Consider the following 22,370-nt stretch of genomic DNA (forward strand, 5'->3'; position numbering starts at 1 on the left):
GTTATTTCCGATTTTAGCCTAGAAAATAGAAATGAAAACTTAAAAAACTATCTTAAGTTTCTAAAAAAGTTGCATCGCGAATAGGTCGCAGCATACGTATCAATGGCACGGTGCAGTATGATTCCTTTTTGAATTTCTAAAGGATAACTTTCAAAATGTTTTCCCCGAATTCCATCGGCCATGAAGTTACCAATTTTAAGTAGATCATTGTCGCCAGAAAGATAGATGTGCGCTAAAAAATTCATTCGCCTAATTTAGGAATTTAAATGATGAATTTAAAATCTAATTGACTTTTGTAATCCGTCAATTATTATATTTGTAGGCAATTTAAAATTTACTATTCAAAAATTAAAATAATAAGCAATGACTTTAATAAAATCAATATCAGGAATTCGTGGGACAATAGGAGGGAAAGTAGGTGATAATTTGACTCCACTTGATGCAGTAAAATTTGCTTCGGCTTACGGAACTTGGTTGAAAGATTACATTGGAAAAGAAAAATTAACCGTTGTTGTAGGTCGTGACGCTCGTATTTCTGGGCCCATGATTCACAATTTGGTGGTGAACACTTTAATTGGTTTAGGGATTGATGTAATTGATTTGGGATTGTCAACAACGCCAACGGTTGAAGTTGCGGTTCCTTTAGAGAAAGCTGATGGTGGAATAATTCTTACGGCTTCGCACAACCCAAAACAATGGAATGCATTGAAATTATTGAATGAGAAAGGAGAGTTTTTAAATGGTGCCGAAGGTGAAAAAATCCTTGTCATTGCGGAAGCGGAAGCTTTTGATTTCTCTAATGTAGATGATTTAGGGGAAATAATGATTAATGATGCTTACATGGATATTCATATTGATGAAGTATTGAATTTACCTCTGGTAGATGTTGATGCTGTAAAAGCAGCTAAATTTAAGGTTGTTGTTGATGGTGTAAATTCTTCGGGTGGAATTATTATTCCAAGGTTGCTGGAATTAATGGGCGTTGAAGTAGTTGAATTATACTGCGAACCAAACGGACATTTTCCACACAATCCAGAACCGTTAAAAGAGCATTTAACTGATATTTCCGAATTAGTTGTAAAGGAAAAAGCCGACTTAGGAATTGTGGTAGATCCTGATGTAGATCGCTTGGCTTTCATTTGTGAAGATGGTGAAATGTTTGGTGAAGAATATACTTTGGTGGCTTGTGCCGATTATGTATTGAGTAAAACTCCCGGAAATACGGTATCTAATATGTCGTCTTCCCGTGCGTTGAGCGATGTGACGAATTTGCATAAGGGAAGCTACGAAGCTAGCGCTGTAGGCGAGGTGAATGTGGTGGAATTGATGAAAAAAAATAATGCTGTAATAGGTGGTGAAGGAAACGGAGGTATTATTTATCCTGAATTGCATTATGGTCGTGATAGTTTGGTAGGAGTGGCATTGTTTTTAACGCACTTAGCCAACAAAAAAATGACGGTTTCGGCTTTGCGTGCTTCGTATCCTGAATATTATATGAGCAAAAACAAAATTGAATTGACACCTCAAATCGATGTTGATGCGATCCTTGTTGCGATGACAGAAAAATACAAAAACGAAGATATTTCAACAATTGACGGTGTGAAAATTGACTTTGATGAAAACTGGGTACACCTTAGAAAATCAAATACAGAACCTATTATTCGCATTTATACTGAAGCTTCTTCTCAAGAAAAAGCTGATGCACTGGCAGAAAGAATCATTGACGAAATAAAGGCAATTGCTAGAATTTAATACCTTTTTTTGTATGTACTAAAACCCTTTCAATACTAGGTTTGAAAGGGTTTTGTATTTAAAATAAAACAATCTTTAAAAATTTACTCTAAAGCTTAGATTGGGCGTTAAACCCAATGATTTGTTGTCCACCCGTATGGCATCTTTGGAATTATTGGGATTGACTTTGTAATATCTATTGATCACGTTATTCTGATTGGTAGCATTTACAACTCCGGCCGTAAACGAAGCTTTTACTACAGATGACAAACTGAAGTTATAATTTAAGGAAGCGTCTAAGCGCATAAAATTATCTAAATTTGTACTGTTTGGCGAGCCATAATTTACCATGGTGTTATTTCCGCTTTGAGTGGTTTCATTATTTTGAATTGGAGTAGTATAAGGAGTGCCATTTCTCCAAATGCCACCAACGGCTATTTTGAGATTTTTTATAAGGAGATAGTAAAAACCAAACGATGCTGAATGTCTTATATCTGCATTGTTAGGGAAAGTGACCGGTGTAAAAGTATCAAATTCATAATTATTAGTGCTAAAAGTATAACTAGCCCAAATGCTATATTGACGCGCTGTTTTATTGGCTAAAAATTCGATGCCTTTTGCAGTGTAGCTTCCATTTGCATTTTTATATTGAAAACTATTATAAAATCCTTGGTTAGAAGCTGTAATTCCATCTACAATTTTATAGAATGTGGTGGCCTCTATATTGAGTTTTTTGGTATTAAATTCAACACCAAAAGAACTTTGTTTACTTGTTGCAATGGGAATGTCTTTGTTATTAACTAAAATCCAGCGTCTTTTTTCGACACCTAAAAAATCATCTTCAAAGTCTACTATTTGAGTCGTAGATTGATTCTTGAACTCTCCCTCCAATTTTAAAGCAATTTGATCTGATACTTGTTGTCGAATGTTTATTCTTGGCTCGACTAAAAACTTTTCAAATTTTTGAAAATAATTCAACCGCATACCCATTCGCAAATACGTTTTATTTTTATTGTATTCCACTTCTGAAAATAAGGCATGATTCAATAAAACCTCTTTTTTAGTGCTGGAATAGATGGGATTGCTCACCGTGGTTTGATTGAGCATTCCCGTTTCATTAAATTGATACCCCAACAAGAAATTTAGATGATCGTTCGATTTATAAGTAGCATTTATCTTAATTCCAGTTTCTTGAACTTCATTGGCTTCTGTTAAGCGCTGATCTGTTTCCACTCGGTAATCTGTAGCGTCAATGTTATATTTTGAGAAATAAGTAATGAAGTTTGTACTCAATTTTGAAGTCCATTGCGCTTTCCAATTGCCTCCGTAACCGCTATTTTTTTGAGATAAATTACTGGTTTTAGATTCGGTTTTATTTGCATTTGTAATGAAACGCTCCGAATAATCCAAAGCGTTGTTGATACCAATAATATTGGCTCTAAATTGATGTTTTTCGCTTAAATCAAAAAGCACTTTAGCGGTATAATCATAGAAATAAAAATCCGAAGCTGTGTCACGCTGCTCGCTATCCGCATTGATTTCAGTATCCTGAAAACTACGATCAAAATATTTAGTATAGGTAGGAGTGGTAAACAAATCAGTGATGGAACGACGTCCTGAAACATGAAGTTCTACTTTTTTAGTTATCGGTATTTCGAGAAAAGCATCAGTGCTGATGGAGTTAATTCCTGCTCCACCTGAAAAGGTATTAGTAACTAAATCTTTTGTATACATGTTGATGGTGCTGGAAACACCATCACTGTATTGCGCACTAGTTCCGTTCTTACTGACGATGACTTTGTTAGTTAGATTGGGATTATAAGCGGATATTAGCCCAAAAAAATGACCTGAATGATACATCTTGATATTGTCCCAAAGCACTAAATTTTGATCGTTGGTTCCTCCGCGAACATTAATATTAGCAATACTTTCATTCGTGCTTTCTACACCTGGAAGCGCTTGTATAGATTGCAAAATATCAGGATTTATCAATCCGGGTAGGATAGCAAATTTTTTAGTGTTTAATACCGTGCTTCCATCCAAGTATTTCTGCAATCCAGGCGTTAAATAAACGGGTATTAAAACCTGATTCAACTCTTCGTTTCTTGTGGTAAGAACGATCTCTTGGCAGTTATTTTGCACAGAAAATAATTCTTGCGCAGTAAAATTTCTGGATTCAAATCCTATATACGAAATAGTTAGAGTGGCGGTTATTGAAATATTCTTCAGGCTGAATTTTCCATTTTCATTAGTGATAGTGCCTCTTTTTATGTTGTTTACAAATACCGAAGCCCCAATTAACGGTGATTTATTTGCATCAGCTAACACAATTCCACAAACAGATACAGTTTTGTTTAGCACAGAAACAGTAACATAACGATCGTTTAAGGCTTTAAAATTTAAAAGCGTTTTAGAATTAAGATAATCAATAGTTTCTAGTAAGGTCAACGAAGTTTTTGGTTTGTCAATTGTAATGGTGGCCACATCTTCAACAGCGTACGAAAACTTGATGTTGAATTGCTTTTCCAAAGCAATTATGACCTCGCTCAAAAGAGTTTTTTTACTTGTATCTTGTCCATGACAAATACAGCTCATGCAGAGGAGCAAAAAAACAAGCCATTTACTGCGCACCATAATTATAAAATATAATGGTTTTGCCTTCAATTTTATAGCTTAATTTAAGCGGAATTGTAACTGCTTGCAGCGCTATTTCTTTATCAGTATGAGTAAAACTTCCTGTAAATAGTTTTGAAGTATCAATACCATCTACTTTAATTTTTAAATCATATTGCCGCTCTAATTCTGCAATAACCTGATCTAATGGAATTTTATTAAAACTCGATTCTTGCTGAATCCACGAAGGATTTATGGCATAAAAATCTTCAACATTTTCGACTTTTCCATTCATAACGCGTAAGGTCTTTCCGGGAGGTAATTTAGTCGTTTTATTATTGTGTGTAACGCTCACTAAACCTTCATAGCAATGCACTTCAAAATAGTTTTTACGTTCCTTTACATTAAATTGTGTTCCTAATACGGTAACGATTCCATCCGTTGTTTTTACGCTGAATGTTTGCCCTTTCTTCACTTTAAAAAAAGCTTCACCCTCTAAGGTTAAAGTTCTTTTGTTAGCCCACTTTTTTTCGTTAAAACTGATTTTTGATGAGGCATTTAAAACGACTTCAGAATTGTCTGGAAGTGTAAAGATTTTTCTTTGTGCTATTTGGGTTTCAAAAGAGGTGTTGTTACTATAAAAGAAGAAATAACCAGAAGTTATTGCCAGTACTAAAACTGCCGCAACTCTGTAAAATATTTTGAAGTTTATAGTTCTTACTTTTGGTTTATTTTTAAAATGGTTTCTAGATTTTAATGTTTCCAATGCAGCTTTCGCATCTACTTTTGGAGCTTCTAATTGTGACGCATAGTGAGCAATCTTTTCAAGTGTCTGCAAATCTTCAGATTGTTTTAAATCCTCCATTTCTTTACTGGAAAGGTCATTGTTCAACCATTTTAATATCTCTTTTTCCTTTTTCATGTTATATCTCTGTGTTTATAAGACAACTAACTTTAAAATTACCCTACAGCTAAATGATTAATTATATATTTTCTATTTGGGCTTTTAAAATTTGTAGAGCAGCGGACATTCTTTTTTCTACAGTTTTTTGCGAAACACCCAGTAAATCAGCTATTTCTCTGTATTTTTTACCATCTATTCGATTCAATAAAAAAACTTCCCGTTGCGTTTCGCTTAAAGATGCAATTGCTCTAGTAAGCTTTTGTTTGAATTCTTCTTCTTCTAATAAATATTCGGGACTTTGATTATTGGTGTCCAAATTAGGGGCGTCTTTAGCATACTGAAGTACAACTTTTTGATGTTTTATCGTATTTAGAAATAAATTAGTAATACTTGTAAACAAATAGGTTTTGGCTTTGTTAAAGTCAATTTTGGAACAATTTTCCCAAATTTTAGTAAATGCATCTTGTACTAAATCTAATGCAGCCTCACCATCACCACATTTGTAGTAAGCAAAATTACTTGCGGATTGCACCTGCTTTAAATAAAAGTCTCTAAAGTGATTTTCGTCGCAAAGTGTGGTTTCATCGTCGCTCATGTAATGTAATTTCATTATTTCGTAGGTTGTAAATGTAAATTAATTTTTTAAAAAGTAATTCGGATTACTGAAATTGCTTTTTTATGAATTGCTACTTAAAATTTAAAGCGCTGAATAGATGTGTTTTATGTTATAGTATTATAATTTATATATTTTTATAATTTTTTTTGTAGGGTAAAAGTAAAGGTAGTTGTCTTACTTACAGAAAGGCGTTATAAAAGATCGCTTGTAAATATAAAAATACCTTAAATTTGAAAATTATGAAAAAGTTAAAAACAGTTACCGGAATTGCATTAATGGCGATATTAGGTTTTACTTCATGTCAAAATGAAATAGATGACGTGCAAGGAGAAAACCCCAATACAAATTCAGCAAATTCAACGACAACAAGTAATCTAAAACGTACGTCGATGTACGATGGTTCCTTTGATGATTTCTTAGATGGAGCCTCTTGCTCTTCTATTCTGTTGCCCTTTTCTGCCAAAGTAAATGGTGTTCAAGTTTCTATTTTTAGTCAATTAGATTACCAGCAAGTGCTTTCTATTTTTGGACAGTCAAATACCGATCAAGATGCGGTTGTATTGCAATTTCCGTTTAAAGTAAAATTGAGTAATTATACAGAAGCAAACGTTACCAATCAAACGGAGTATAATGCTATTGTAAACGCATGTTCATCTGCAGAAGCTTCTGGTCAAGGTGCGATTTCTTCGGTTAATATTAGCTTTCCAATTACAATTTTAACCTATAATCTAAGCCTTCAACAAACAGGAAGCATTGTAATAACATCCGAACAGCAATTATATACGTATATGTCTAATGTAAGTAGCTCAGAACTGTATTCCGTTAACTACCCCATTTCAACAACAATTGCAGATGGAACCAAAATGACGATTTCTAGTGATGCTGAATTACAAGCAGCGATTAATGCGTCGCTAAAAACGGAAGCAACAATGGCTGAAGCAACTCAAAATTCAAAAAAATTGGAAACAATTTTAGTAAATGGAAAGTTCAAAGTCGATTCGTTTGTAAGTGCTGGTGTAAATTCTGCAAGTAATTATAAAGATTTTACAATAGATTTTGCAAATAATTTATCAGTTACTGCAGTAAACCTATTAAGCACGACGGTTAACGGCACGTATGCTGTGAGTTCAGAATTAAGTGTTTTTCTAAAATTGAATTTTTCGGGTAACGCTACATTTACATTATTAAATAATACGTGGAAAGTAACGAGTTTTACGGCGACAACAATCACCTTGCAAAGTACAACTAATGCAGCAGTAACATTAGTTTTGAAACAAATATAGCTCGATTTAGCTAGGTAGTTTATGAAGAACAGCTACCTAATATTCCGTAGCTGTTCTTATAAATAATCTTAAAAATTAAAACAATAATGAAAAAATTAATTTCGCTATTTGCAATTGGTCTGTTCCTTTCCGTAGCATCTTGTTCAAAAGACGAGGATCCTTTAGATAACGCCGTTGTAATAAATCCCAATACAAATAAACAGCAAACAGGAAGCTCGGCAAACGCTTTATTGTCGGATAAAAAGTTTAAGAGTATGGTTGTTGAAGTGGTGTATGTAAACGGTTTTGAACCTAGTCCCCAAGCAATTAGCAATTTTGTTGCCTTTCTAACCGCAAGAACATACAAGCCAGGCGGAATTAATGTTGTTAAGCGGTCTATACCATCACCGGGGAATGCGCCCTATACTAATGAGGAGATTGTAAGTATTGAGGATGCGAATAGAACAAAATACAACAATGCGGATGAGATTGCAGTTTGGGCATTTTTTGCTGATGGAAAATCAGATAAAGATACGGACACATCCGTGATTCTTGGAACGGCTTACCGAAATACTTCTTTTGTCATTTTCGAACAAACCATTCAAGGTTTAAGTGATAGTCCTTTCGAGCCCAACAGAAGTTTATTAGAAACAACAGTAATAACGCATGAGTTTGGACACATACTAGGATTGACAAATCTAGGTACGGCTTTGCAAAGCAATCATGAGGATGCGACCCATCCCAAACATTGTATCGAAAAAACCTGTTTAATGTATTGGTCTTCGGAATTAGGGGGCGGTATTGGAAATATGGTTTCGTCAGGTTCAGCACCGCAACTCGATAGTCAATGTATTGCAGATCTTCGAGCAAATGGGGGAAAATAAAAGTGCATTAGAATCAACACTTATTACAGAATAAAAATGCTTAAGAGATTTTCTTAAGCATTTTTATTTTTATACCCACAACTAGACTGCTACTATGAAAATAATACCCACGGTGAATTTCAGCATAAGCAATTAGTGTAGATCGTTATTTTTGTTTAAAATTCAGTATTTAATCAATTTGAAAAAGACTATTTACTAAAAATCAATATCTTTGAACTCAAATTAAACGCAAATGATTACCAAAGAAGCGCCAACACAATTAGAGCACTATTTTCAGCAGTATCGCGACAACATAATCGGAATAAACCAAAAGTTTGAATCTCCTTATGGACAGAAACAAATTGTTTATACAGATTGGACTGCCAGCGGTCGATTGTATCGTCCGATTGAAGAGAAATTAATGAATCAATTTGGTCCTTTTGTAGCCAATACCCATACTGAAACCACCGTTTCTGGAACTGCCATGACCAAAGCGTATCACCAAGCGCGTCATATCATCAAACACCACGTGAATGCCAGTGCAGACGATGTTTTAATTACTGACGGAACCGGAATGACAGGCGTTGTCAATAAATTTCAACGTATATTAGGGTTGAAAGTACCCGAAAGCTTAAAAAATTTCATCACTATACCAGCTGAAAAGAAACCAATTGTTTTTATTTCGCACATGGAACACCATTCCAATCAAACGTCATGGCTCGAAACTATTGCTGATGTGGAGGTTATTCCTTCAACAGAGGACGGTTTATTCAGCATAGAAAATTTAGAATTCTTATTAGATAAATATAAAGAGCGGCCTTTTAAAATCGCTTCAATCACTTCTTGTTCGAATGTTACGGGAATCCGAACTCCCTATCACGAAGTGGCCAAAATAATGCATCAACATCACGGACTTTGTTTTGTGGATTTTGCTTGTTCTGGGCCTTATGTGAAAATTGATATGCATCCTGAAGACGCTGAAAGTTATTTGGATGCTATTTTCTTTTCACCTCATAAATTCCTTGGCGGACCAGGAACATGTGGTGTTTTGGTTTTTAATAAAAAATTATATCAAAATTTAGTTCCTGATAATCCAGGCGGCGGAACCGTAAGTTGGACGAATCCTTGGGGCGAGCATAAATACATCGATAATATTGAAGATAGGGAAGATGGCGGCACACCCGGTTTTCTTCAGGTGATAAAAACTGCATTGGCTGTTCAATTGAAGGAGCAAATGGGAATTGATAATATCTTGAAAAGAGAGCACGAAATTGTAGATTATATTTTCGCAGCATTAGGAAATGTTTCCAATATTAAAATCCTTGCTGGACAGCATCAGGATCGGTTAGGAGTACTTTCTTTCTTTATTGAAGATTTACATTTTAACTTGGGCGTGAAACTATTGAATGATAAATTTGGGATTCAAACACGTGGCGGTTGTAGTTGCGCAGGAACCTACGGACACTTTTTATTGCATGTAGATCAGGAAACATCCCATAAATTAATTGACGAAATTACACTTGGAGATTTAATCAGAAAACCAGGTTGGATCAGAATGTCTATTCATCCAACAACTACAAATGCCGAAATTGAATTTGTATGTAACGGGATAAAAGCATTGGCCGAAAATCATAAAACTTGGGCATTGGATTATAAATATAATTCAGGAACTAATGAGTTTCTGCATAAAAACGCACAGCCTTTAGAAGAGGAATTGGTAAAAAATTGGTTTTCTTTATAAAAAGTATCCTTTTAATAAAAAAATCACATAAGGGCAGAGCCACAGAGGTATTAGTGAAATAACAGCCACAGATTCACAGATTTTCAATAATATTTTTTAATCTGTGAATCTGTGGCTAAAAAATCGAAACAAAGCTTCGAGGAATTAGACCAAAAGAGATTAAACACTATAACTATACACTGCGAACAGATTACTATCTTCTGTGTTTCCATCTTTTATGCGTCCAGAAGTAATATTCAGGAGCTTCTAGAATTTGTTTTTCTACTTCTTTAATATACTGATTTGTAATTCCAAAATTAGGGATAGAATTTGGATTGTCACTAATAGGAATAATAGTAAGTTCATAATACCCTCTTTTCACTTTTTTCACTTTAGCAAAAATTACAGTCATATCGTATTTTTTTGCTAGCATTTCAGGTCCTGTATGAACAGGAACCTCAATTCCCATAAAACTTTCCCAGTGAAATATTCGATCCGCTTTGGGGGATTGATCACTTGCTAATCCGTAAACGCATCGAATATTATTTTTTTGATTTTCAGCAATTAACGGAATGGTCTTACTTGTGGAAACTAATTCGGTGTTGTATTTTGATCGAATATCTCTGACCAATTTATCGAAGTACTTATTTGCTAGTTTTTTATAGACAGCAACACCGCGCAAAGATAATTTTTGGTTCAGGGCAAGCAACCATTCCCAACTCGCATAATGGGAAGCAATAAGCATAATACTTTTTCCTTTATTCTCATATTCTTTAATAACTTCCAGATTTGTAATGGTAAATCGTTTGTTCATTTCGTCTGAGGAAATGGTCATCGTTTTTATCATTTCCATAAACATGTCGCATAAATGATGATAAGATTTCTTTTCGATAATAAGGCGTTCGTCATCACTAAGATGCGGTAATGCTAAAGCTAGATTGGAGCGAACTACTTTTTTTCGATACCCTATGATATGGTAAACTAAAAAGTACACTACATCAGACAGTACATAAAAAACACGAAATGGAAGAATAGAAATTATCCAAAGGAAGGGGTAAGCAATAATAAAAGCGAGTAATTGCATGCAATATTTTTTTTTTACAAATATAAGTCAAAAATGTAGATTGATTTTAATTTTAGCTCAGTACTGAATGGGCATTAGAGAATGACTATCTTTACAAATCACAATAAACATACTTTATGAGTACCATTTTAATAGCAATAATTATTGTAAATGTTTTGATTAGTTACAAAGGTTTTAATGATCTTTCGTTTTTTAGAAAGTACGAATTTCATGTTGGCAGTATTCGTGCAGGAGAGCAAATCCGAATGTTATCTTCTGGTTTTCTTCATGCTGACATGACGCATTTGATTTTTAATATGTTGACGCTTTGGTTTTTTGCTCCAGTAGTTATTAGTTATTTAGGGAGCTTTTCATTTATTTTAGTTTATTTTGGAAGTTTAATTTTTGGAAGTTTACTAACGATGGTTTTTCATAAAAACGATTATGGTTATAGAGCTGTAGGTGCATCTGGAGCGGTTACTGGAGTTTTATATTCGGCAATATTGTTGCAACCAGATATGATGTTAGGAATCTTTTTTATTATTCCAATGCCCGCTTATATTTTTGGAATATTATATTTATTGTACTCTATTTATGGGATGAAGGCTAAAAATGATAACATTGGTCACACAGCTCATTTTGGAGGAGCTATGGGAGGTTATTTGATTACGCTAGTAAAAGAGCCAGCATTATTTGTAGATCACACGTTGATGGTAGTATTATTGGCCATCCCGATACTTATTCTTTTTGTAATGGAGAAAATGGGAAAGCTATAGTGGCATAACTTTTGAAAAGGAATTAGTACAAACAATTAAATCAAACAAAAAATGAAAAAAGCACTATTAATTTTGTCAATGTTATTTATCTCCATGTCTTACGGACAAGAAATTAAACAAGTACCACAAATAAATGTAAGTGGAGAAGGAAAAGTTAAAGTTGTTCCAGATCAGGCTTCTATAGCCGTGACTGTAGAAACGAAAGGGAATAATGCTAAAGATGTTAAAAAGCAAAATGATGAAAAGATTGAGGCTGTTTTAAAATTCATCAAAAAAATGAACTTGGCACCAGCAGATTATAAAACACAACGCGTTTCATTAAATCCACAATACGATTACGAGAAAAAGAAACACAGTTATAATGCAACTCAAACTATAGAGATTTTATTGAAAGATTTATCAAAGTATGACGAATTGATGGAAGGTTTAGTAGACGAAGGAATTAACAGAATTGATAATGTTACGTTCCAATCTTCAAAATTAGCTCAACATCAATCGGAGGCTAGAAAATTAGCAATGAAAGAAGCGAAATTGAAAGCAGAAGATTATGTTTCAGTTTTGGGGCAAAAAATAGGACGTGCCATGACCATATCGGATAATTCACAAACCTATTTCCCACAACCTATGTATGCAACTATGAAAACCATGGAAATGAGTGATACTAGAGCTCCAAGAGAGACACTTGCAATAGGAGAAATAAACATTACGGCTAATGTAACAGTTAGTTTTATTTTAGAATAAAGAAAGTACAGCTTTTTATACGAGCTAGTTAAAATAATAATTTTTGAAATCGGAACAGGATTAATCTTGTTCCGTTTTTTTTTTTATTCCTTTTAAACGAAATAGATGACTTAAAGCTTATTTTTATATCCAATATAAAGTCAATGGGTAACGAATGAACCCGTATTTGATTATTTTATCCTTTTTTTGTCAGTAATAACAAAGACTTTCGTCTATAGATTTATGAATTTAATAATGGATTATTCCAGCACCACAGCCATTCTGCTTTTTGCGCAAAGCGAAAAGAAGGTAAGCGCCTTAAAACCAATTGCTTTCTCCTCCAAGCAAAATGTTTTGTTGTGGAAGAAAATGAATGATCATAGTATTAAAATTAGTCAACACACCAAATTACCCTATTTTATTTCAAATGAAAATGATCAGTTGGGTGCCACTTTCGGAGAGAGAATAACGCATTCAATTGAAACTGTTTTTGCTAAAGGTTTCGATAAAGTTATTGTCATAGGAAATGATTGTATTGAATTGAAAGCCCATCATTTGCTTCAAGCCGAACGAGATTTAAGACGTAATGATTTAGTTATAGGGTCTGATTATTCCGGTGGCGCTTATTTAATAGGTGTTACAAAATTGAAATTTAATGCCGAGCTATTTAAATCTATTCCATGGCAAACCAAAAGCGTTTTTACTGCTTTACAAACGCTTTACAGAAAGCAATCAATCGCATATCTTCCGTATTTAAATGATTGCAACAACGCCTTCGATTTCAAACAAGCGACTCAAAAATTATCATTCTCTGATAGTTTTAGAAAAATACTACTTTCGTTTTTATCTAATTTTGTAGTTCAAATTGATTTTGAAACAAGATTATATTCTTCGGATTATCATGCTTTTAATTTTAATAAAGGGTCACCGTTTAACGTGTAAAATTTCCGTTTAACCCTTTTTTAAATTAATTATACAAACCAAATGAAGCAATTTTATATTTGGGCATTGCTGTGTATCTCAACAATAGCTATGGCTCAACAAGATTTAACCGTTTCTGTAATTGATGCAGTTACACAAAAACCAGTTTCTAATTTAGCTATAACTTTAGAAAACAAAAGTAGAAATTTACAAGTACGCCAAATTTCAAATACGCAAGGGAAAGTGATTTTCAGAAACCTAGAAGCGCTTGATGGATATCAAGTTAGTGCTGCGGCGACACAAGACTATAGAGCCGAAAGTTCGAATTTTATTGATATTCGTTCCAATCAAAATCCAAATGTGACGCTAGTTTTAAGAGAAAGTGGCACACAAGAATTAGATGAGGTTGTGATCTCGTCTGGATCGAATTCAAAAATAAATCGCCGGGATGCCGAAGTTTCCTTTGAAATGAAAGCAACTGAAATTCAGGAAATCCCCGTAGAAGGTCGCGATATTACCAGAGTGTTATTCCGTTTGCCTAATGTTTCGCAAGCAACAGGTTTCTTTCCAGAAGCGGCAAACGTAAGTATTAACGGAGCGAGTTCTCAATATACGTCCTATTTAATTGATGGAATGGATAATAACGAACGTTTTCTAGGAGGACAAAAATTTGCAATTCCTTCTGGGTTTGTGAAAGATATTACGGTTTTGACCAATAATTTCTCTGCTGAATATGGTTTAACAGGAAGCGGAATCATAAATATTACGCCTCGTTCGGGTTCTAATGAAACTACGGGAGAGGTGTTCTTTATTACAAGACCTGGTCCGTCCATAGATGGAAAATCAAGCTTTGCCCAAAGAGATTTGTCAGGAAACCAAGTTAAAAATGGTTTTTCAAGATATCAAACCGGAGCAGGAATAGGAGGCGCTTTTGCCAAAGACAAAACCTTCTATTATTTTAATTTTGAACATACCACTGATGTCAAAGACAACTTACTAAATGTGCCACAATTCGGGATTACAGAAACAGTGAGAGGTACCAATACTTTTGATTATTTTTCGTCCAAAATTGACCAAATTTGGAATGCTAATTTCAACTCGTCCTTTCGTGCCAACATTGGTAGAGTAGATGTGGAGCGCCAAGGCGGCGGACTCGATGGTGGTTCGAATTTTAAATCTGCTGGAAACACGCAAGAACGGAATAGTGTTTTATTGGCTTTAAAAAACAGTTATAAATTTGGAAATTTTTCTGGAGAAACAAATGTGCAATACAGTCGTTTTAGATGGAATTATGCCAAACCTTTTAATCCGAATAGTTCTCAAGTAACGATTTTAGGTGTTAATGATGAAACATTAGGGGTGATTGGTAACCCAGGTTATGTGTTTGATGCGATTGAAAATACGATACAATTGCAACAAAAAGTAAAATATTATACTGAAAAGCATACTTTAAAAGCAGGAGTAAATTTTATCCGAGGGGATCATCAATTGTTTGGAGGTGGGAATCCAGTAGGAAATTATCGAGTAAAACTGAATCAAAGCCAAATTGATGCAATAAGAAATAGTGGTGTGGGCGGAAGTTTGAATGTAAATGATATTCCGCAAGAGGTACAGGTTATCAATTATAATGTAGAATTGCGTCCTACTTCTTTTGGTACCAATCAAGATATTTATTCCGCTTACATAGAAGATTTATGGTCGGTTACGGATCGATTGAATCTTACTTTAGGATTGCGTTATGATTATGATAATTTATCAAAAGGAGGAAGCGACAAAGGCGATTACAACAACTTAGCACCCCGTTTTAATTTTAATTATAAATTAGATAATTCCAGTAGCTTGCGCGGAGGTTACGGGATTTCGTATGATAAAGTAAACTATGCACTTTACAGCGATGCTTTGCAACAAAACACGACTTCACAAAGCTATAAATTACAATTAGAAGAGTTAAAAAGATTAGGAATTTTACCTTCCGACACTAATATTGATCGAATTACTTACAACGGGAACTTAGGGGCTACGGTTTCTGGGGTAACTTATTTACAAGGGCCTTCTGCAGCCGATTTACAGGGACAGAGAGACAATATCTTTTCTAACGAGCGCAGAATTTTAAATCCTAATGGCTATAAAAATGCCTATTCTCATGAATTTATGATGGGCTACCAATTGCAGTTAACGGATGAAAGATTGTTTTTTGTGGATGTGGTACACAATAGAGGCGAGAATCTTACCCGTTTGCGGAATCTTAATGCAGCTGCTGAATATCCCATTGACCCTAATAATGTAGTCATTAGAACTCAGGCTGAAGCCGATGCGAGCCGACCAATTCCTATTACGAACGGAAGTGCGATCCTCAATGGACAAACGCTTACTGGAATTGCTAGAAATGTAATTGTTAGTGAAAACGAAGGAAAATCGAGATATTACGCCATGAGTTTAAATTATCAAAAAACTAGAGGTACCGATAATTATTCCTATCGACTGAATTATACATTGTCATCGAGTAAAAATGATACCGACGGAATCAACTTTAGACCTTCGGATGCGAATAATTATGCGAATGAATGGGGGCCATCAGTAAATGATAGAACACACAATATTAATGGAATTTATAGCTATTATCCTTTTAAAGGAACTACGGTAACTCTAGCTGGTTTATTGCAAAGTGGGCAACCAATAAATAGAATTCCGCTTGGTTTTGGAACAACAGATTTGAATGGAGATGGAGCTAGTTTCTCTGATGCGTATCAAGGAAATAGTGATCGTTTTCCAGGAGAAGGCAGGAATAATGATCGATTACCATGGAGTACGACTTTTGATTTAGGAGTGCAACACCAGTTCAAAATTACAGGAAATAATAAGTTAGAATTACGTGCGGATGTCTTTAATATATTTAATGCTGAAAATTTAAGCGGATACAGTAATAATGCGACACAAAGTAACCAAATTCAAGGTGGTTCTAGTGCAAGCGGATTGTTTACCCAAAGAAATGCTTCGCCTCCAAGACAGTTTCAGTTTGGAGTACGCTATTTATTTTAAAACGGCTATTCTGCGAGGAGTGTGAGATTGACTGGTTTTGAATTTAATACTATACTGCGTTAAGGATAGTAATGAAAATCCTTTTTTGGGCTTTTTAGGCCAAAAAAGATTGTAGCGGATAGCCTGCCCGCCTTTTTTTGGCGGGAACGCCCCATTAAAAAATAGAAAATATGTTTATACTAAAGGCAAACGAGCCAAAAGAACTGGCTGCTTATTTATACCAACATAAATGGTTAACGGACGGTGAAACGATTGTTTCTGTATCCAAACCAGGTGAGGGAAATATGAATTGTGTGTTGCGAATAGAAACAGCCACGCGCTCTTTTATTCTCAAGCAATCTAGAGGTTATGTGGAGAAATATCCTCAGGTTTTAGCACCTGAAAACCGCGTATTAACTGAAGCTGCTTTTTATCAAAAGATAGCAAGCACTAAAGAAGTGCAGGATATTATGCCAACACTTTTGGGTATTGATGCTGTTAATAATTTAATTGTTTTGGAGGATTTAGGGAAGTCCAATGATTATACCGTTTTGTATGATTTAAAAGAAAAAATACCAGAAGAAGAGTTGCTGCAGTTAGTGCATTATATAAATAGTTTGCACCAAAGTTTTGAAAAAAAGGTTGTTGATGAGGAGCTGGCAAATGCAGCAATGAAAGCATTAAATTACGAACATCTTTTTGAGTATCCTTTTAAAGAAGACAATGGATTTGATTTGGATTTGGTTCAAGTGGGTTTGCAAATGGTAGCGATGCCTTATAAAAAAGACGCTGAATTAAAAGAAAAGATGGAGCGATTGGGTTCGTTGTACCTTTCAAAAGGGAACTATTTATTGCACGGAGATTTTTATCCTGGAAGTTGGTTAAAAACATCTGATGGAATTAAGGTTATCGATCCAGAATTTTGTTTTTATGGCTTGCGGGAATTTGATTTGGGTGTATTGCTCGCCCATTTGTATATGACGCAACAACAGGAGTCAACAATTGTTTTTGTAAAGGAAAACTACTCTTCTTTTGACGAGTTAAATACTACTATTTTGAATGGTTTTATTGGAATAGAAATTATGCGTAGAATAATAGGATTAGCGCAACTGCCATTAAAAATGGATTTAAAAACCAAAGTGGATTTATTGGCATTTGCTCGAGAATTAATTTTAAAATAATTTATTTTTGGATCTAAAGTCCAAAATTATGACGGATATATATCTAGATGATACAATCCAAAAGCTAGGAAATAGCACTAGAGATTTATGGATGATATAAATCAATTTAAATACCTTAATCCATGGTAAAAATTTATTTTAGATTTATGATTATGCGAATTCGATGACAAAGGAAATGATGAAAAGAAATTAGAAAAAATATAAATTCGCAAATTCGTGGTATAAAAACGTTAAAAAAAAACAGTATGAAAATCAAAATAATAGTATTTACACTTTTACTTGCGGCACAATTGCAAGCACAAACCAAAGTATGGTTTGATACGGATCTTATGATTGGAATGCCCGATAAAACACCACGAGAAGTGGATGATGGTATCACATTGATTATGGCTTTGAAACAACCTCAAATCGATATTGTAGGTATTAGTTCGATTACCTATGTGGATTACAGCTATGATATTATCAATAAAATACTAAAATGGCATCACAAAGGGGCAGCAATTCCAGTGTATAAAGGTTCGCCAAATGCAGCTGATTTAGGGGTTGAAAATGACGGAACAAGAGCTTTGTATGAAGCGTTGAAAAAAGATAAGTTAACCATATTAGCGTTAGGACCCATGACTAATATTGCTACTTTGATTCAGAATCATCCCGATATTATTCCGCAAATCGAGAAGATTTCTATTTGTGCAGCGAGAACACCTGGCTTGCCTTTCAATCCTGGAAACGGAAAATTGAATGTGTTTGATTACAACTATGAATTTGATACTAAATCAATGGATGTGATTTTGAATTCGCCTATACCACTTGTATTTGCAGGCTATGAACCGAGTTCGTATACGCATATAGGAAACATAGATTTGGCTAGTTTAGATCAAAACGAAGAAGCTGATAAATGGCTGTTTGATATTGTACAACCTTGGATGGAAAAAAACGAGAAGTATTTTGGTGTTAGAGGATTTATACCTTTTGACTGCTCCACCTTGGGTGTGATTACCCATCCTGAATATTTTACGTATTACAGAGACATTCCTATTAAAGTAAATTATAAAAAAAACGATGCGCTTGAAGTACAACCTAAAGTACCTTTTAAAAATTTCCTAGAAGTCTCTTATAAATATAAAACCAAAAAGAAAGTGGATTACGCCATCAGAGCGTTGCAAGGTTTCGAAGAAAAGATTTTAGAGACATTGAGTGTAAAAAACTAACAAAACTTTAGGAATTGTTTTAAAACCAAATCTAGAAATCAGACGTATATTACTTTAGATTGAATTGCGGAAAACGGACAGCAAATAAATCATTCAAAATCAGTAGAGTAGATTCTATAAAATAAAAATAATAAAAGATGAAAATGAAATTACTAAGTTATGCCCTTGTGTTTTTTACAATTATAAGTTGTAGCGCACAAACCGAAAAATTGTCTTTAGTGCCTAAAAAAGGAAAGGCGGTAGCTGTTTTTGCTTCTGGTTGTTTCTGGTGCACGGAACATGTTTTTGAAGCAGTCGTAGGAGTAGATGATGCCGTGTCAGGATATACAGGTGGGAAAGTTAAAAACCCTACTTATGAATATGTAGGTTCAAACAGAACTGGACATGCAGAGTCAGTGGCTGTTTTTTATGACCCAAAAGTGGTTTCTTATAAAGAATTAGTTACGGTATTTTTTGCATCGCAAGATCCAACAACTCCCAATCAACAAGGACCAGACAAGGGTTCGTCCTATCGTTCTATTGCTTTTTATAAAAATTCTGCTGAGAAAAAAATTATAGAAGATAAGATTAAAGAGCTTACGGCAAATAAAGTATTTGCTGCTCCTATTGTAACAGAGGTGAAGCCAGTGGTGGATTTTTATGAAGCAGAATCCTATCACCAAGATTATGTAAAAAATAATCCCAATCAGCCTTATGTGAAAGGCGTTTCAATACCGAGATACAACAAGTTTAAAAAAACATACAAAGGAAAATTAAAACCTAAATCTTAATAATCATGAAGCGATACCAACAACTTTTAATACTACCAGCTATAGCTTTTAGCTTTATGGCGTGTATGCAGTCCAATAAACAAGATCAAGCAACTGTGGAATCAACAACCACAAAACAACAACAGCCCATACTATCATTGACTGATACGTCATTGAAAAAAGTGGCTAAAATGGATGCCCAATGGAGAAAGGTACTTACAGACAATCAATATTATATTCTTCGTAAGCAAGGAACAGAACGACCTTTCCAGAATGAGTTTAATGACAATCATAAAAAAGGAAATTATTTCTGTGCTGCTTGTAAATTACCGTTGTTTTCCTCCAAAACAAAATTTAATTCAGGAACGGGGTGGCCCAGTTTTTATGCTCCAATAAATAATAATAGAGTTAAAGAAGTAGTAGACAAAAGCTTGGGAATGGTTCGTGGGGAAATAGTTTGTGCGCGTTGTGATGGTCATATAGGACATCTTTTTGATGATGGACCTAATCCTACGGGATTGCGTTATTGCATGAATTCTGGAGCCATGTTATTTCAAGAATCAAAATAAATTGTGGTTAATTATTTAGTTCAAAAAAAGGGCGTTTGTTTCAACTGAAACAAACGCCTTTTTGAGTTTTACAGTGTATATTATTCGTTATAAACAGCAACTAATTGTTCTGCCATTGCTAAAATATCTTTCGCTTCAAAATCAGGTTTGTTGGACAAAGTATATACAGATTGTCCTTCACGCGCTATAAAACAAGTCTTTAAACCTGCATGCGAAGCACCGGCTAAATCCCAACCATGTGCCGCAATCATCAGCATATCTTTAGGTTGTATGGCTAGTTCTTTTGCTGCCCATAAATAGGTTGCTGCTTCTGGTTTGTATTTTTTAAGACTATCAATACTCAATGCCTGTTCAAAGTAATCAGTCAAATTTGAATTGATTAATTGCTGCTTTAGTGCATGCGGTGGCGAATTCGTCAAGGTAATTAATCTAAAACCATGATCTTTTAAGATCTTCAGACCTTTCTCTACATCAGGGTAGGCTTGCAAGGTTTGGATTTTTGAAAGGGTCGCTTTAATTTCATCTTCACTAACTTTTATATGCAGGGACGTGGCCGCCATAGACAAGGTTGCTCCAGCAATTGTCCCAAAATCATGATACGAATCAATGCTATTTGATACAATGGAGTAATGCAATAACATACCAAACCAGATTCTAAATCCCTGCTCATTATCAAGGAGTGCATTTACCGATTTTTTTAAAGGAGTCATGTCGAGTAAAGTTTCGTTTACATCGAAGACGAGGACCGGTTTATTTTTGTGTGAATTCATTTTATTATTTTAAATTATTGGTACCATTTTTTAATAGTTTCAAGTGCAGGTTTTTCCTGTGGTGTGTAATCAATGCTATTTTTTGGCTCTTTATGATACGCATCAGCATACCATTTCCAGGCAAATCCGCCCGCAAACCAGTTCTTTTGCGTTAAGGTTTGAAACAAGGATTCGTAGGCATTGGCTTGCGCCAAATTATTAATTCCGCTTTGATTTTCTTTCCAAGGTTCTTTGGCTGCTTGGTCGGAATTGCGATAACCAAATTCTGTAAAGAGTATTTTCTTGTTGGTTTTAGCTTGCAGCTTTTCCATTTTTAAGATGTGTTGCTGCCAAGCTTCATTAAGATCAGCAACTGCGGGTGTTGTGGCATCAGATAAAGGAAAATACGCATCGATCCCGATGTAATCCAACTCATTCCAGAAAGGGACTTTATCAAAATCATCCCAGTTTGCGGCGTAGGTTAATTTCCCAGTGTAGATTTTTTTAATTTTCTGGATTAATTGCGACCAATATTCGGGTCTTTTGGCCACTGAATTTCCTAGTTCGGTACCAAAACAAAATAGTTCTATTTTTTCTTGCTGGGCTAATTGAGCAAAATCAAGAATGTATTTTTCATAATCGGCTTCCCATTTTTTCCATTCGGAATCCGTTGCAAAATCTAAATTTCCCGTATAAAAATTATGATTTACCCAAAGATGTGGTTTTAGCATAACCGTCATTTTATACTCATGCGCCAGTTGATTACTGGCTATAATGCCTTCCGTTCTTTCGCCCCACCATTGTTTTTTATTGTTGTAATGAACAGAAGCATTTTCGACGTCAACAAAAGCATACGGAATTAAAGAGATGGAATTAATATGATGTGCTTTCAATTCGTCAAATGTGGTGTTTTTTAACTCTTTGATGGGTGCGACCAAATTCATTCCTTTGTACTCTAATTTCGGTTTAAAAGAGATTGCGTCAACCATAGAGGAATGATAGAAAGAAAATCCGCTGGCGACGATCAGTAAAAATGCGGCGAGGATAAAAAAGGTTTTCTTCATAATCGTAAAGTTACTTATTAAAAAAGATGATACTAACTTCTATGTGAAAATTAATATTTTTTTCAGGTTTTACAATCGCTTGATTTCCTGGTTAAAAAACGAATTTTTGTAAATAAATTTTACCGTTTGAACTGTGGCTAAAAACAAGAATAAAATCATAAAAATGGTATTTATATAAGAACTTATTTTTAACTGATTTGCTTCAATTAAAAATTGTCCAACATGAGCAAAGAGAAACATTCCTAAACCAGTTCCTAATAAAGCACCAAGTATAAATTTATTCGTAGTTTTTATTTGATCGTCTAGTTTAGCTGTTCTAAAAAGATAGATATAAATTCCAGACCAATAGGGCCATTGGATAAAATTTAAAAGATTTAGAAATACAGCCAATAGAAAAGGATATTGAATCAGTATTAGATTCGAAAGACTGACATTTTGATGATTAGCACTACTAGTCATGAAATATAAGCCAATGACTAAAAGAAAGAGTATGGTAAACAGGTCGATAAACAGTAATAATTTCCTTTGGTTGACGAGCCAGCGCGCTATATGCTGCTCCCCAAAAAACGTACAACTTTTTGTGTGAATTTAAGATAGGATTAAAAACCTTAAATTAGCAGAATTATGTCAAGAACAAGAAGAG

Annotated in this window: 19 protein-coding genes and 1 pseudogene; 12 read left to right on the plus strand and 8 right to left on the minus strand. The window is 34.5% G+C overall.

All coding sequences use genetic code 11. The features are described from left to right. Positions 1-80: 80 nt before the first annotated feature. A pseudogene (locus BUC11_RS14775) lies at positions 81-245 on the minus strand (ACP phosphodiesterase); the annotation flags it as partial. Between the two features lie 118 nt (positions 246-363). On the opposite strand from BUC11_RS14775, the gene glmM reads away from it, so the two are divergent. After that, positions 364-1,752: a phosphoglucosamine mutase gene (glmM, locus tag BUC11_RS14780; RefSeq protein WP_073355305.1), complete on the plus strand. Its 1,389-nt coding sequence runs from the start codon at positions 364-366 to the stop codon at positions 1,750-1,752. Positions 1,753-1,827: 75 nt separating this feature from the next. On the opposite strand, the gene BUC11_RS14785 is transcribed toward glmM, so the two are convergent. The 3 genes from BUC11_RS14785 to BUC11_RS14795 all read right to left on the minus strand — a co-directional run bounded on the left by BUC11_RS14785 (position 1,828) and on the right by BUC11_RS14795 (position 5,843). Then, on the minus strand, positions 1,828-4,281 hold the full coding sequence (locus tag BUC11_RS14785; RefSeq protein WP_317041253.1) for a TonB-dependent receptor plug domain-containing protein: 2,454 nt from the start codon (positions 4,279-4,281) through the stop codon (positions 1,828-1,830). Between the two features lie 70 nt (positions 4,282-4,351). Then, positions 4,352-5,266: a FecR family protein gene (locus tag BUC11_RS14790; protein ID WP_073355308.1), complete on the minus strand. Its 915-nt coding sequence runs from the start codon at positions 5,264-5,266 to the stop codon at positions 4,352-4,354. Between the two features lie 61 nt (positions 5,267-5,327). Beyond that, entirely contained in the window at positions 5,328-5,843 is a 516-nt protein-coding gene (locus tag BUC11_RS14795) for an RNA polymerase sigma factor (RefSeq protein ID WP_073355332.1), read from the minus strand. A 260-nt stretch (positions 5,844-6,103) separates the two neighbouring features. On the opposite strand from BUC11_RS14795, the gene BUC11_RS14800 reads away from it, so the two are divergent. The 3 genes from BUC11_RS14800 to BUC11_RS14810 all read left to right on the plus strand — a co-directional run bounded on the left by BUC11_RS14800 (position 6,104) and on the right by BUC11_RS14810 (position 9,730). Beyond that, positions 6,104-7,147: a hypothetical protein gene (locus tag BUC11_RS14800; RefSeq protein WP_073355310.1), complete on the plus strand. Its 1,044-nt coding sequence runs from the start codon at positions 6,104-6,106 to the stop codon at positions 7,145-7,147. An 86-nt stretch (positions 7,148-7,233) separates the two neighbouring features. Then, positions 7,234-8,010, plus strand: a complete 777-nt coding sequence (locus tag BUC11_RS14805) for a membrane metalloprotease (RefSeq protein ID WP_073355312.1) — start codon at positions 7,234-7,236, stop codon at positions 8,008-8,010. A 232-nt stretch (positions 8,011-8,242) separates the two neighbouring features. Then, complete coding sequence (locus BUC11_RS14810; protein WP_073355313.1) at positions 8,243-9,730, plus strand: aminotransferase class V-fold PLP-dependent enzyme; 1,488 nt, start codon at positions 8,243-8,245, stop codon at positions 9,728-9,730. 193 nt (positions 9,731-9,923) lie between these two features. On the opposite strand, the gene BUC11_RS14815 is transcribed toward BUC11_RS14810, so the two are convergent. Continuing rightward, positions 9,924-10,793 (minus strand): lysophospholipid acyltransferase family protein, encoded by an 870-nt coding sequence (locus BUC11_RS14815; protein WP_073355315.1) that lies wholly within the window; start codon positions 10,791-10,793, stop codon positions 9,924-9,926. 116 nt (positions 10,794-10,909) lie between these two features. Here BUC11_RS14815 and BUC11_RS14820 point away from each other — a divergent pair, with 116 nt between their 5' ends. From BUC11_RS14820 to msrB, 8 genes are all read left to right on the plus strand, one after another. After that, positions 10,910-11,548, plus strand: a complete 639-nt coding sequence (locus BUC11_RS14820) for a rhomboid family intramembrane serine protease (protein WP_073355316.1) — start codon at positions 10,910-10,912, stop codon at positions 11,546-11,548. 51 nt (positions 11,549-11,599) lie between these two features. After that, positions 11,600-12,289, plus strand: a complete 690-nt coding sequence (locus BUC11_RS14825; protein ID WP_073355318.1) for an SIMPL domain-containing protein — start codon at positions 11,600-11,602, stop codon at positions 12,287-12,289. A 222-nt stretch (positions 12,290-12,511) separates the two neighbouring features. After that, complete coding sequence (locus BUC11_RS14830; protein WP_073355319.1) at positions 12,512-13,210, plus strand: TIGR04282 family arsenosugar biosynthesis glycosyltransferase; 699 nt, start codon at positions 12,512-12,514, stop codon at positions 13,208-13,210. Between the two features lie 42 nt (positions 13,211-13,252). Next, positions 13,253-16,228, plus strand: a complete 2,976-nt coding sequence (locus BUC11_RS14835; protein WP_073355320.1) for a TonB-dependent receptor — start codon at positions 13,253-13,255, stop codon at positions 16,226-16,228. 170 nt (positions 16,229-16,398) lie between these two features. Next, on the plus strand, positions 16,399-17,388 hold the full coding sequence (locus BUC11_RS14840) for a phosphotransferase (RefSeq protein ID WP_073355323.1): 990 nt from the start codon (positions 16,399-16,401) through the stop codon (positions 17,386-17,388). A gap of 245 nt (positions 17,389-17,633) precedes the next feature. Continuing rightward, a complete protein-coding gene (locus BUC11_RS14845) occupies positions 17,634-18,596 on the plus strand; it encodes a nucleoside hydrolase (protein ID WP_073355325.1) in 963 nt (320 codons plus the stop codon). Between the two features lie 137 nt (positions 18,597-18,733). Next, the gene (gene msrA, locus BUC11_RS14850) at positions 18,734-19,366 is read left to right on the plus strand and encodes a peptide-methionine (S)-S-oxide reductase MsrA (RefSeq protein WP_139259522.1); all 633 of its coding nucleotides are present in this window, start codon (positions 18,734-18,736) and stop codon (positions 19,364-19,366) included. Between the two features lie 5 nt (positions 19,367-19,371). Next, a complete protein-coding gene (gene msrB / locus BUC11_RS14855) occupies positions 19,372-19,914 on the plus strand; it encodes a peptide-methionine (R)-S-oxide reductase MsrB (RefSeq protein ID WP_073355326.1) in 543 nt (180 codons plus the stop codon). Positions 19,915-19,994: 80 nt separating this feature from the next. Here the strand turns inward: msrB and BUC11_RS14860 are convergent, their stop codons facing one another. The 3 genes from BUC11_RS14860 to BUC11_RS14870 form a co-directional block, all read right to left on the minus strand. Continuing rightward, positions 19,995-20,684: a haloacid dehalogenase type II gene (locus tag BUC11_RS14860; RefSeq protein WP_073355328.1), complete on the minus strand. Its 690-nt coding sequence runs from the start codon at positions 20,682-20,684 to the stop codon at positions 19,995-19,997. A gap of 14 nt (positions 20,685-20,698) precedes the next feature. Beyond that, the gene (locus BUC11_RS14865) at positions 20,699-21,727 is read right to left on the minus strand and encodes a glycoside hydrolase family 113 (RefSeq protein WP_073355329.1); all 1,029 of its coding nucleotides are present in this window, start codon (positions 21,725-21,727) and stop codon (positions 20,699-20,701) included. Between the two features lie 69 nt (positions 21,728-21,796). Beyond that, complete coding sequence (locus BUC11_RS14870) at positions 21,797-22,186, minus strand: hypothetical protein (protein ID WP_073355331.1); 390 nt, start codon at positions 22,184-22,186, stop codon at positions 21,797-21,799. Positions 22,187-22,370 lie beyond the last annotated feature (184 nt).

The organism is Flavobacterium xanthum, assembly GCF_900142695.1.
In the GTDB taxonomy this organism is placed as follows: Bacteria; Bacteroidota; Bacteroidia; order Flavobacteriales; family Flavobacteriaceae; genus Flavobacterium; species Flavobacterium xanthum.